This window comes from Paenibacillus polymyxa M1 (assembly GCF_000237325.1).
GTDB lineage: Bacteria > Bacillota > Bacilli > Paenibacillales > Paenibacillaceae > Paenibacillus > Paenibacillus polymyxa_C.
This window is the reverse complement of the sequence record NC_017542.1, coordinates 1,347,864-1,361,347: the sequence shown is the minus strand read 5'-3', so window position 1 is coordinate 1,361,347 and position 13,484 is coordinate 1,347,864. Positions and strand designations below refer to the sequence as shown.

Annotated in this window: 9 protein-coding genes and 1 riboswitch; all 9 genes read right to left on the bottom strand. The window is 47.2% G+C overall.

The window, feature by feature from the left end; genetic code table 11:
* Positions 1-220: 220 nt before the first annotated feature.
* The 9 genes from PPM_RS05865 to PPM_RS05825 all read right to left on the bottom strand — a co-directional run bounded on the left by PPM_RS05865 (position 221) and on the right by PPM_RS05825 (position 13,481).
* Positions 221-2,515, bottom strand: a complete 2,295-nt coding sequence (locus PPM_RS05865) for a hypothetical protein (RefSeq protein WP_014599535.1) — start codon at positions 2,513-2,515, stop codon at positions 221-223.
* A gap of 48 nt (positions 2,516-2,563) precedes the next feature.
* A complete protein-coding gene (locus PPM_RS05860) occupies positions 2,564-4,165 on the bottom strand; it encodes a glycosyl hydrolase (RefSeq protein WP_013369827.1) in 1,602 nt (533 codons plus the stop codon).
* A 13-nt stretch (positions 4,166-4,178) separates the two neighbouring features.
* Positions 4,179-4,260: riboswitch (cyclic di-GMP riboswitch) on the bottom strand.
* A gap of 155 nt (positions 4,261-4,415) precedes the next feature.
* Positions 4,416-5,792: a sugar phosphate nucleotidyltransferase gene (locus tag PPM_RS05855; RefSeq protein WP_013369826.1), complete on the bottom strand. Its 1,377-nt coding sequence runs from the start codon at positions 5,790-5,792 to the stop codon at positions 4,416-4,418.
* A gap of 665 nt (positions 5,793-6,457) precedes the next feature.
* Positions 6,458-7,786: a UDP-glucose dehydrogenase family protein gene (locus PPM_RS05850; RefSeq protein WP_013369825.1), complete on the bottom strand. Its 1,329-nt coding sequence runs from the start codon at positions 7,784-7,786 to the stop codon at positions 6,458-6,460.
* Positions 7,787-7,791: 5 nt separating this feature from the next.
* Complete coding sequence (locus PPM_RS05845; protein WP_013369824.1) at positions 7,792-8,892, bottom strand: glycosyltransferase; 1,101 nt, start codon at positions 8,890-8,892, stop codon at positions 7,792-7,794.
* Between the two features lie 28 nt (positions 8,893-8,920).
* Positions 8,921-10,069 carry a glycosyltransferase family 4 protein gene (locus tag PPM_RS05840; RefSeq protein WP_013369823.1) on the bottom strand — a complete coding sequence of 383 codons (1,149 nt, stop codon included), beginning with the start codon at positions 10,067-10,069 and terminating at the stop codon, positions 8,921-8,923.
* Positions 10,066-11,253, bottom strand: a complete 1,188-nt coding sequence (locus PPM_RS05835) for a glycosyltransferase family 4 protein (RefSeq protein WP_013369822.1) — start codon at positions 11,251-11,253, stop codon at positions 10,066-10,068. The genes PPM_RS05840 and PPM_RS05835 overlap by 4 nt, the downstream gene beginning before the upstream one ends.
* Positions 11,240-12,079: a glycosyltransferase family 2 protein gene (locus tag PPM_RS05830; protein ID WP_013369821.1), complete on the bottom strand. Its 840-nt coding sequence runs from the start codon at positions 12,077-12,079 to the stop codon at positions 11,240-11,242. Before PPM_RS05830 ends, PPM_RS05835 begins: the two co-directional genes overlap by 14 nt.
* 22 nt (positions 12,080-12,101) lie before the next feature.
* Positions 12,102-13,481 (bottom strand): lipopolysaccharide biosynthesis protein, encoded by a 1,380-nt coding sequence (locus PPM_RS05825; RefSeq protein ID WP_014599533.1) that lies wholly within the window; start codon positions 13,479-13,481, stop codon positions 12,102-12,104.
* Between the last annotated feature and the right edge of the window lie 3 nt (positions 13,482-13,484).

Below are 13,484 nucleotides of genomic sequence, written 5' to 3'. Positions count from 1 at the left end.
TATGAATACATACCTGCAATGTTGTCGTCTTATGACGAGAATATAAAAGGATTTTCTTATTTTTTTCTCCATTATACGTAAAGTATTGGCAATTCAGAACGATTTACAAATAAAAAAGAACCTGTCAGGTCCTATTTTCTCCTGATAGGTTCTTTTTTGCTTTCTTTCGGAATGATGTTAGATATTCATGAGGTAAGGTCCTATATGCATTCCGGTGTAACTAAGCAACCTCGGCTGCCTGAGAAACCTGAGTACCTCCGGTCGCTCGGACTTTGTAGACATAATGACTTCCAGCTTTTACGGTGCGGTCCGTATACGTGCTTCCTTCTACTTGCGAGGCAATCACCTGATAGGCACCGTCTGTACGGTCAGCACGCAGCACATCATAGGATGATATGCCTTCTGCTTGAAGCCAATTAATCTTTACCGCCCCATCCTGAATTGAGGCTGCTTTTACCTCTGTTGGGGCAGAGGCCGTGGTTTGATCTGTACTTTTTAGTTCCAAAATATATTGTACCGATTCGCCAGGACCCAGCTTTTCTTCGAAATCAAGGGCAGGAGAAGCCTTGAGACCTGATATGGATCGCTGCGCCTGAGAGTAGGTGGAACCCGCTCCGAAACGTTCCCCCGTGTACAAGCCAGCTTTCGGCATCGTTACCCGCACACGAACGGTCTGCGTTGTGGATTCAAAATTCACTAGGTTCACCAGCAATTTGTTCGAGGTAGCGCCGCTACCTGACAGTGGTTTAAGCTTGGATGTATCCACCGCGCGAACATAGACCATCTTATCCTTCGTCTCCTCTGGATTCAGTATGGTATAAGTCAGCGGTTTACCATGCGTAGCATACGCTAGACTCAAGCGTCTCATGATCTTAACGCGAGTGTCCTGTCCTTGCCCAAACGGATAAATTTCCGTGTTAGCCGGGTTGTGACTTTGCAGATCAAAGCCCGTTTTAAACAGCGTATAATCCTTATAAAAAGCAGCGTGCTGGATAAACATATCGGCAAACCCGATTTGCGATCGCATAATCCGATCGAATGCAGCTGCTTGTGGCTGACTAGCCCCGTAATCAGGATTGTCTCGATGCGTATCGTTAGTACCAAACTCCGTGTTTAGCATCTTTTTCGCCAGTCCGTTGCTCGAACCACCGAAGGTTTTCAAATTCTGAACGAAGCTGCCCCCGCCCTCTTCATTATACGATTCACCGTAGGCATGTCCGTTGGTCAGGTCGGTGACTTCTTCCAGCTGTTTACGCTGCGCCGGGTCCCGTTCCCATCCATCCGGATCACCGCATTTTTGCGTACCTCCGGTTTGATTTTTGCACGCCTTGGTAGAGTATGTCGGCCAGTAGGCCCAACCCGGCGCTACGGTTTTGAGATGCGGTGCCAATTGCTTGCCTTCCGTATTCAACCACTTAGCCACAGCCAGGTCTACCGCCTTGGAACGGTTAAACAATCCAGGTTCGTTATCTACTTCATAATATTGAAGGTATGAACCGTATTTTTTTACATAATCACGCAACTTTTGCTTGGCCGTCTCTGGCAGAGCACCGTCTTTTTGCAGCTTGATATCACCTGTGTATAGATACAAAGCAGACGATTGCATATTATACTGCTTTAACGTTTGATAGTAATCATCCACATCTGTGCATGCCTTGCCTACATTACTGGCACAAGTTACCCTCATGACGTTGCCACTATAAGCAATTCCCAGCCATTTGAGAACGTAAGGTAGATGCTTAACTGCACCCTGATCATAATAAAATTCTTTATTATTCACATTCGTACCGGTCAGTATATATTTCCCATGTACTGGTTCGGCCGCAGGGGAAGCTAACGTCTCCAAGCTCAAGTCATCCCAAGTCCACCACACATTTTTATCTTCTGCAGAGGAGCAGTATAGGCAGCGCGCTGTCTTTAGCTTGAGTACGTTAACACCGCTTTGCAATTGTTCTTTGGGGATATACAGCTCGTAGTTATTTTTGAAGTTATAGGTACTCCCAGTACCGGATACCCCGGCAATCTGAATAATTCCAGACAGCTGGTGATTTGAAAAGACAGCCATCTGCGGCACCGCTTTGCCCGCATCCAAAATCCGAACACGGAATATCATACCATTGGGAGGAACCTGATTCAGTTTATACTGAAGTGACAGTTCTGGATTCGTGGATGCATTCAAACCTGGAGGAATATCTCCACTGCTGAGCAATACCGGAACTGTTGTACTCTCTGCTTCCGACAACGCCGAGAATGTTCCTTTAGCAGAGGATTCAGTAGAAGCTGCTGCTCCAGAAATTTCGATATTATCCCTACCGACCACTCCTTTAAATTCAGCTGAAGAGTCATCCCTCTGGCCCAGCTTCCATACTGGACTGGCCGCCGCTACCTTATCCGTCTGCAATTCTGCACTTTTTGAAGGCGTGTATATAAACCAAGCGATCATGGTTAGAGCTGCGACACCTAGTAATCCGGATAATACGACCGTATACCTATGGGTCAACCATTTTTTCATCATATGATACACCCTCTCTCCTCAAAATTTATGACCGGGAAAGAGTATCTATCAAGGAAGAAACAAAGCGTTTCCGGGAACCACCGCTTTCGCTTCATGCTGACTTTCCCACATCAGACGAGCCATCGCATCGCCTTTTTCATCATAGTATTCCACTTTTAGATCTACCATTTTACCTGCTTCCAAAGCAATACTGCCTTTACGCTCTGTCCAGCTTTGTTTGAACCAACTGTCAATCACCAGCTTGCCGTCTACCCATACGCGAATACCATCATCGGATATCGTTGTAAATGTATAGGTCTCGCTGTATTGTGGTTTGATTTTACCTGTCCAGCGAACCGAGAACTGGTCGGCATTTACCTTGGGATCAGCAGCAACGGCGCGCCAGTTATAATCCAGCTTGCTGTCTGTACGGATCAAAACAGGACTGCCGTTCACATTCATATTGTTAAAATATTCGCCCCGCAGCCCGTTCACATATACTACATCAGGAACAGAAGGAGGAGTCGGAGCTGGAGGTACGATTACTACTGGCGGAACCGGGATAGGCTCACTTTGTCCCTCATCCGGTAAAGTCGGCACATCTGCCCCAGGTTGTTGGATTGCTGCCAGCCCATTTTTCACATCATCCCGTGTCAAACTCCTCGAATCGTTCATATAATCCTGTATTTGATTGGTTGTGTTATTCTCAGTCAGCATCTTGCCCCAAGTCATGGAATACACCCATTTGGGCTGTGCCTGCAACACCTCAGAGCTAGGCATCTCACCATGCTCGCCAATGGCAATCGGCTTATTCCGTGCCAACCCGAGCAGTCCTTCATAATGACTTTGCTTAAAATCATTGTTGTAGATGTCTACTGCCAAAATATCCACTTTGTCATCCCCCGGATATTTCGGGGTATACGGGACAGTGTAGGAATTGGGAGCATTGGGACTCCACACCCACAGCAGATTGTTCAACTGATGCGTGTTTACAAAACGGTCGTACATGATATTCCATAGCTGATTGAAATTGTTTTTGTTTCCCCACCAGAACCAGTCACCATTCATTTCATGATAAGGTCTCCACAATACTGGAACACCTGCATCACGAAGCTGCTTTAACGATACAGCGACCTTATCCAGATCGGCAATGAAGAGGTTATACTGCGTAGTGCCTGGTGTCACGTATTTATTGAACTCCGCCTGACTTACTTTCGCCTGCACATTGGCCCAAGTCAGCGGTCTACCCGGCAACGCTTCATGAAAAGTCATCGTCACAATGCCACCAGCTCTGCTCCAACGAATAGCGCTATCGACAACATTTTTACGTTGTGCTGCTTCTGTAGTGTCGGATTGACCAGAGATGGCTCCCATCTCATAGCCGTGCAGACCCACATACGCCTGGCTGATTTTTTGGACCTTGTTGCTTAATTCATCTGGACTTTCCAAATAATCATGCTGACCAGTGACTGTTTTCTTTCCAGAGATGCTGAGTAAATAATTGTATAGTTCACGGGCCTGAGTAGAAGCGTCCGAATTAACAGGTTGTAATGAAGCGGCATTCACCACAGACAGAGAATCACCAAAGCCGACGGGAAACAAAGAAAAAAGTATAACAACGGGGAGTACATGACGTATCAGTCGATACAGAGGAATAAAATTGAATCTCACTTTAGCTCTTCCTTTCGGTAGCCAGGCTGCCATCCTTACGGGAAGGCCCTTTAGCTTTGCGTACCAGTCTTTCGACAGGGCTGCGTTTATCGTTGGAAGGAGTTTGGATTCCTTCTTACCCTAAGTATCGACTTTTTTTTACCAAAATTTAATAGGTCATGTTCATGAATTTACAGGTTTTCGCCCAATTTCGACAGTTTGGGACATTATTTTTCATCAAATCTTCTTTTTTACGTTTTTACGCAAATAATTACGAGATAAATTGATGACGAGAAATTTCATTCCAATCCATACAAAAGCGTACAATATCCTCTTCAACCAACTCAGAGCCAGTCTGAACTTCAATCAAATCCACATCGGTTACAGCCAAAATGCTATGCTTCGTCCCTTCAGGGATGCGAACTACGTCACCGGCCTTTACTTTATGCAGCTTCTCATTCAAAATAATTTCCGCTTCGCCGCTAATAATGGTCCAGATTTCACTTCGTTTGAAGTGAAGCTGGTAGCTGATATTTTTACCTTTGTGTACGCGGATTCGTTTGGTCAGTACCTCATTACCCTCGTCATACTTTACATAGTCTACAACCCGATACTGTCCCCAACGACGTTCTTCATACATTGGACGCTGATCATGAGCCTTGAGCACTTCCTTGATGCGTGGACTTTCTGCCTTATTGGTCACAAGAATGCCATCTGGGCTAGCGGCTACAATCAGATCATTCGTTCCAATGATCGCCACAGGAATGTCCAACTCATTAATAAGACTCGTATTGACGCAATCTTCCGTTACTACCCCTCTACCCACTTGCTGATGAGACATCTCTTCTGTGAGTGTATTCCAGGTTCCTAGATCCTTCCAAAAACCATCGTACGGAAGCACCACGATGTCTTTTTCCTTCTCGACTACTTCGTAGTCAAAGCTGATTTTTTCCAGAGACGCATATTGTTTTTGCATTTCTTCATAATTCAGCGGCAGGCCCTTGGATGCCAAAATATCCAGCAAATAGCTTAATTTGAATGCAAAAACCCCGCAGTTCCATAGAGCATTGCGTTCCATTAGACGCTCCGCCTGCTCCCGGTCGGGTTTCTCTTGAAAATGGCTCACTTCGCGGTAGCCTGTGCTACCTTGAGTGGCATCGTTTTTCGGAATAATATAACCGTATTTCTCTGAAGGATAGGAAGGGACAACCCCGATTAGTGCAAGCTTTCCTTCACTCTCCTGAAGTGTATGTTCGAGTTGGGCTACGGAAGCAAAGAAAGCATCCTCTACATAAGGATCTACAGGCAATATAGCTATAATTTCATCAGGCGAAACACCCGCAATGGAATATAGATAAGTCGCTGTCAGCGCAATCGCAGGAAAGGTATCTCTGCGTTCCGGCTCAACAATGATGCGCGTATTCGATCCGATTTGACTCTGGATCATTTCGACCTGCGCTCTCCCTGTCGCAATAAACGAGGATTCGGATAATCCGTTGTCTCCCAATTGTCTCCATACCCGCTGTACCATGGATTCCGAAATCCCTTCCGGGCTCTCCAGTACCTTCAAAAATTGTTTGGAACGGGAATCGTTGGATAACGGCCATAATCTTTTACCGGAACCACCAGACAAAAGTACGAGCTTCATAAATCTCCACTTCCTCTCTATATTGGTTGGTGATCGAATGGGGCAAGGTTGAGTGACCCGCTACGGGCTCGATTTGATCTTTCGATCGCTGTTGGATCGGGATTCATTCGATTGTATAAAATCGTATCAAGGTTTGAATCCCGGTCCAAAGGCGAACGCTATCGCTTCTCCAGATTCAAATCCATTCCTGCGCTACTCAAAAAATGCATCATATCGATCATACCTTGTGGTGCAAAAGGCACGACCGGACATTATTAAGTCCGGTCAGCCTGTAAAAATTTCACGCTTTCGGCGCTTGCCCGCTGTGCTTGCAAGCTTCTAGTAATCGAGGTTTCGTAACGCCTTGCCAAGATTGCTGCGACAACCGCAATGGCGTCTTAATCGGAAGGAGCGGCTCAACTATGCCGCTCCTTCCGATACGCCCTTCTACTCCCATCCCATAAGGTGGGAGATTAAACATCGTGACTTGGTGCGGCAAAAGCAGCGGAGCGGACAGAATTGTTCTGAAGAAGCGTCAGCGTTTGCCTTTATCCCCGGATTTTAACCTTTGAATGTTTTATACAATCTAGAAAATCCGGGAATAACAGCAATCGGAAGAACAATCTGCACGCGCAGCGCCTTCAGCGCCTCCCACATCACCACAGTCACTTTTTAATCTGTCACTTTTAAACTTCCACTTTATCTCTGTTCCACCCACTCATCCGCGGACGACCCACGGAGTAGTATTCCAGCCCGGAGCCTTGGATCTGTTCCTCGGTGAATACGTTGCGACCGTCAATCAGAACTGGCTTGTGTAGAATGGAGCCCAATTGCACGAGATCAACTTCTTTGAACTCTTCCCAATCCGTCAGCAGGCACACAGCATCGCTTCTTTCGGCGGCTTGCTGCGGGGAGGAGCACCATATAATATTCGGGTGATCTACGCGCTCCTTGAATTTATCCATCGCAATGGGATCATACAGCTTGACAATAGCACCTGCCTGAATGAGCGTTTCTACGATTTCCAGTGCTGGAGCTTCGCGGATATCATCTGTATTGGGCTTGAAGGCGAGGCCCCAAATGCCAATCGATACGCCGTTTAGCTGACCCAGCGATTCACGCAGCTTGGATACAATCATAAAGCGCTGGTCGGTATTTACCTCTACCACCGATTTTAACAACTTAAATTCATAGTCTACATTACCCGCAATTTGGATGAGCGCATTCGTATCTTTCGGGAAGCAAGAGCCCCCGTATCCGATCCCTGCTTGCAGGAAAGAGGAACCAATCCGTTTGTCCATGCCCATACCTTCAGCCACACAGGTAACGTCCGCGCCAACCTTTTCACAAATATTAGCAATCTCGTTAATAAACGAAATTTTAGTTGCCAGGAACGCATTGGAGGCATATTTGATCATTTCAGCACTGCGGATATCCGTCACATAGATTTTATCCGTGAATACCTGATGCAGAGTGACCATTGTTTCACGCAAACCTGTATTGTCCAAACCAATAATGACGCGATCTGGATGAAGCGTATCATTGATGGCTGAGCCTTCTCTCAGGAACTCCGGCGCGGATACAATATCAAAAGACAAACTCGTATGACGAGCCACTACGTCCTTAATCTTTTCGTTCGTTCCGACAGGTACGGTACTCTTAGTCATAATAATCTTGTACCCGTTCATGGCTTTCCCGACATCGGCGGCCGCCTGTTCAATGTAGGACAAATTCGCCTCGCCGTTAGCCAGTGAAGGCGTACCTACTGCTAAAATGACGATATCCGAGCGACGTACCGCATCGGCCAAATCCGAGGTGAACTCTAAACGGCCAGCTTCCAGATTCAACGCGATCAATTCCTCAATACCTGGTTCATAAATCGGAGATTCCGCACGGTTCAACATATCGATTTTGTACTGCTCCAGATCGACACAAATTACCTCATTACCTTTTTGCGCAAAACATACACCTGAGACGAGTCCAACGTATCCAGTACCGATTACAGCCAGTTTCATTCCGTTCATCCTCCTTTTAGAAAGTTCACATAGGCTTGTTCTACATACTTTTTCAATTGATCCTTGAAGTTATCTTCATCAAATTTGCGGGCATGGGTAATGATATCGTCCACATTCCATGCATGTTGCTCAACCTTTGCGACGGCCTCCAACACATCGTCTACTTGATGCTTGCGGAAAAATACGCCGTTCACATGAGGAACAATCGTATCCAGCGCTCCCCCACCCTGAAAAGCGATAACGGGCCGTCCGGCCGCATTCGCCTCCAAAGGCGTAATACCGAAGTCCTCTTCCCCCGGAAAGACAAGTGCCCGGCATTCGGCCATCAGCTTGTTAACCTCTTCGTCTTCAAGCCTGCCGAGGAACTCAATGTTCGGGGCAGCCATGGCTTCGAGTCGTTTACGATCCGGTCCTTCGCCAACGATGCGTAGCTTAAGACCGTTACGTTTGAATGCCTCAATCGCGAGATCAATGCGCTTGTAGGACACCAAACGAGATACGATCAGATAATAGTCACCGATGCTTGTAGCACGTTTAAAACGGGATGTATTGATAGGAGGGAAAATAACATCTGCCTCCCGTTGGTAATAGTGCAGAATTCTCCGCTTAACGACGGAAGAATTGGCGACAAACTGGTCTACGTTGCGAGAAGTTTTGGCATCCCATGTTTTCAGCCTGTTCATGTACAGCTTTAGCATATTTTTGAGCAGGTTGGATTTGGACTGCCGGGCCATATATGTATCGTAATCCCAGGCAAACCGCATCGGTGTGTGACAGTAACAAATGTGAAACGTATGTTTGGGTACCTGGATGCTTTTCATAAATGCGCTGCTAGAGCTTAAAACAATGTCGAAATCCCTAAAATCAAAATCACGGATAGCGATGGGATACAGCGGCAGCACTCCTTTGAAGTTGGCCTTCACTCCTGGGATGTTTTGTAGCCAAGTGGCTCTAATATCCGCATCCTTCAAGTTGCGCGACAGACGCTCGTCGCTGAACACCGTTGTGAAGATGGGAGCCTCCGGATACATATCATGGAATACCTCTACTACCCTTTCCGCTCCGCCCATTTGGATTAAGTAATCATGTGCTATCGCTATTTTCATCTGAATCATCCTTTAACGCGAATGTCGGTCAGACTCCTGCCAACAAACCCTTATAGTAATGAACTATATCCTTAACAGTGTTCTCGATGACAAAATGCTTCTTGACCCGTTCCATTCCTCTCTCACCCATCTGCTGACGTTCCTGTGGATGCTCCAGCATCCAGCGGATGGCTTCTTCCAGCTTGGCAGGGTCTCCCGGTTCAATGAGCAGCCCGGTTTCATTGGGTACCACCGTTTCCTTGGGACCACCTTCGTTTGAAGCGATTACTGGCAAACCTGCAGCCATGCCCTCAATAATGACCTGACCGAATGGCTCCGGTGTAATGGAGGTATGAATTAGCAGATCACAGCGCTGCATCAGACCCTGAATGTCATCGACGTGTCCCATCAGATTGACGTTGGTCAACCCATATTCGCGCATCGTGGATTCCAATCGTTGTTTATATTCCTCTTCTCCGAACAACGCATCTCCAGCCAGCCAGAATTTCACACGCTGATCTGGTAAAAAAGAACGTGCCGCTTCCAGTAAAATATGTTGTCCTTTCCATTCCGCCAATCTGCCGACCAACACGACGTTAAACGAGTCATCGCCACGCAATTGCGCAGCCGAATCACGAGCCGTAATCGCTTTGGCAAAAGCGGAGTAGACGACGAGCGTCTTTTTGTCCGGGGGTAATTCCAATGCACTCAGCGTGGATTTGGAATTGGCAATCACACCGTTAGGCAAAAAGCGGGACATGAGCCGAATCCCTTTGGCTACAATCGGCTTCAGATACGGCGGACCGATGTGGTCACGGATATGCCATATCAACGGTAGCTTCGCCGATTTGGCGGCTACTGCACCATACAGTGCAGATTTGAGTGAGTTCGTGTGCACACACACGACTTTTTCCTCGCGCAACAATGGCGCGAGTTTCCTGCCGTAAGCTAGCAAACGAAAGGCTGCTGCAGGCGCACCCAGATTGACGGCATTTCGTCCCCGATTACGAATCGAATCATCTAGTGGAACAATGCGCACATCAATATCACGCTGCCGAAGCCGATCCGCCAAATCGCCCTCCTCCGCCAAAATAACGAGCGGGTCGATATGTTCCCCGATATTCGTCAGTATGTTATACAAAGCAACTTCGCCGCCGCTCCATCTTGCCGTATGGTCAATATAAGCTACTCTCATCATTTCGCCGCCGCCTTTCTGTCAAGGACCTGTCGGAACACCTCTTCTACCTGTTCCGCTACATGTCCCCATGTATATCTGCTCAGGACATGGTCCCGGCATTCCCGTGCATTCGGTAGAAGTTCACGATGATCCAGCACACGCAACAACCCTGCAGCAATAGCTTCACTGTCGGTCCCTTGGAACAATAGCTCAGGACGGAATCCTCTTAAGATTTCCTTGTTGCCGCCTACAGGAGTGGCCAACACCGGTAGGCCCGAGGCCATCGCCTCAACTGTGATCAGACCGAAACCCTCTAGTGCCTGTGTTGGCACAACAAACAAGTTCGAGGCTTGATGGTACAGGGGTAGCTCCTCATCCGACACATAACCAAGCAACCTTACATGGTTATGAAGATTGTATTCCGCCACCTTGGAAGCCAATTCCTCCATCAAGGGACCCTTTCCACCAATCAGCAGCAGATGATCAGGGTGTCGCTCGGTTACTCGTCGCCATGCTTCGAGTAGCTGTAGCAGTCCCATGCGATTAACAAGACGACGAACGGTTAGCACAATCGTCGCATTTTGCGGCAAATTCAGCCGCTTACGTACGGCCTCCTGATCCTCTGCCGGATGGAATCTTTCTACATTCGCCGCACCAGGAATAATATGAATTTTGCTAAGTGGTACTTTATAGTGCTCGTGCAAAATATCCCGAAAAGTCTCGCTTAGCACTATAAATTTATCCGCCAGACCATAAGCTTTCATTTCAATGGATTTGGCCAACGTCGTTTTAAGAAAATGCTTAATTCCCTGTCCTTCAATCTTCATTTCTTCCGTCCACGGTCCGTGGAAGGTGGTAACGACAGGGATTCCTCTTTTTTTCGCCTCCAGTGCCGGTCCGACACTATAGGGAGCAAAATGGGAATACAGCACATCGATCGGTTGCTTGTCGAACAGTTCTGCTGCATATTTTTGCATCAGCTCTCGGCGCTTCCAGATGGATTGCTGCTTGCTGCCAATCGAATGAATACGAATACGTTCAGGCGCCTGAGGCTGCTCATCACTACAAATTAGAGCATCCAGCGTATTGCGCTCTAGCGTAAGCTGCTCACAGATGGATTTGAAATATGTGTTGAGACCTCCTGGCTGTAAGGACGGCCAGCTCAATCCCGTTGCCGCGATACGAAATCCGTTATTGTACGACATAGCTGGTTTCTCCTTTCTGCTCGGTCTGTCCGCCATCCACGACTTCTATCTTTTTTCGCCGCTTGGTTAACTCATAATGCTTGAAACAGACGAGAAACTCATACATCACCCAGAAAACAGCTACGGCAAAACCCGCCAACCCCTTACGGTATAAGCCTTGAACAAAATACTTCTGTACAAAGCGGGCGGGAGGTCTCCACAACAGTCTGGTAATCCGAAAGGATCTTCCTTTGTTAAATGCCGTCTCTGCTTCCAGATCTGTATATTTGTTAAAACGGGTCATATGATCACTGATGCTGCGGAATCCATAGTGCCATAACACGCCCTCCAGATTGATGATCTGGGAAGAGGCTACATCTGGCATTTCATGAACAAGACTATTCGTAATGCCATAAATTCGCCGATTGTACAAACGAACCAAATACTCGCCTTTGTTCATCCATTTGCCGAGAAAATCGCCAATGCGAAATACGGAATAGGCTTTGGCCGGATCGTGGAGCGTTTCCTTTACTTTCAATAAGTCACCAAGCAACTCTGCATCCACTACTTCGTCTGTATCAATCAGGAAAATCCAATCAAATTCCGCTTTATCAACACCAAACATGCGCTGTTTGGCATAACCGGGCCATGGGTTGGAAAACACCCGACAGCCCAATGATTCAGCTACCTGAATCGTATTGTCCTTGCTCCCTCCGTCAATGACGACGATATCGTCCGCAAAGGGCTGGCAGGATTTAATGGCAGCAGTAATTCGAATGCCATCATCCTGAGCGATAATAACTACGGATATCCGGTTGTCCGCGGGAACGCTAGACATGTGGTTCATTAGCGGGTGCCTCCTTCTTTATCTAACCGTTAACTGGCTTTTTCCGGATGTAGTGTGACATCGTTGATCGGAGCCATTGAAAATCTTGTTTGGAAATAACCAGTCTTGGAATTTTCATTTTCAGAACGAACTTAACATTACATAAAATGAAAACGAACCGTAAAATCCCCGAAGACAGCATTGCTATCCCTGCACCCGTCAATCCATATCTCGGCACGAGTATGGACAGCAATGGAATGACGAGCGCCAATCCGACACCCTGTAGAATGGTAACCAGTTTGGGCTTACCCAACGCCATAAATTGTTGTGCCAGCACCATGGTACCTCCACTGATAGCAACCTCAAGCACCAGAAACCGGAATACCGTAAGCGCTTGTTTAAACTCTTGACCATATAACAATGTGAATACGAACGGAGCAACCAGCATTAACATCACTGCAGCCAAAAAGGTTGCCGTTGAAGTCACTCGAAATGCCCGAAATGTTATGGCCACCGCCTCTTCCTTATCCAGCCCGGAGGCTTTGGGAAACAGCACAACAATGATCGAGGTTGAAAATACATTTACCATCCGGGCCAGGCTGACCGCTACCGCATATAAACCGAGATCAGCGGGTCTGAGCAGACCCGCAATCAAAATCTGGTCAATGTAAGTGGAAACCTGCCCCATGAGATCATTCCCGTATGAACCCATACCGTAGGTAAAGAGATTTTTAAATTGCGTCCAGCTGTTCTTCACCTTTGGTTTGTACAGCCGAATCATTCGTATCGTGACACCGATATAGATCGGCAAGCCTGGCAGTAAGTAGGCCAATGCTGAGGTGTACGGATTCATCGTCCCCGTCAGGATCAGAATCGCCAGTCCAAGCAGCGTACTTAGTGGTACCAGATACCGAAATAAATTGTACTGTTTATATTCCGAGCGAACTTGAAGCAATGCATTATTGATCTGTGAAATCGCTATGAGCGGACACATCATCATGGAGCACTGCGCGAAAAGTATGACCGATGAAGAAAAAGAGCGCAGCCAATAAGGAATTAGAAATACTCCGATGAGTGTCGCCATCCCCCCGAACACCGTAGCCAGCAGCAAGGCCAGACCATACAGCTTACCCGTTTCCTCAGGCTTCCTTTTGGCATTGTAAATCAATGCAGATGGAACACCGAAGCTCATGCAGAAGGCAAGAAATTGGGACCAGTTCACCATCGCTGTCTGTTCTCCGCGTCCAGTAGGACCCAAGAATCGTGCCGTCAGCACACCAGTCAGCATATTCACAACGAGAATCAGCATACTGAATATCATCGTTTTTACTGCTGCAGAGCTGTTATCCTTGCTTTTGGCAAACCGAATCACCGTGGACCATAGTGTCCGGACAGGTGCGGATAATGCTTGTAAGTTTTGCACAGC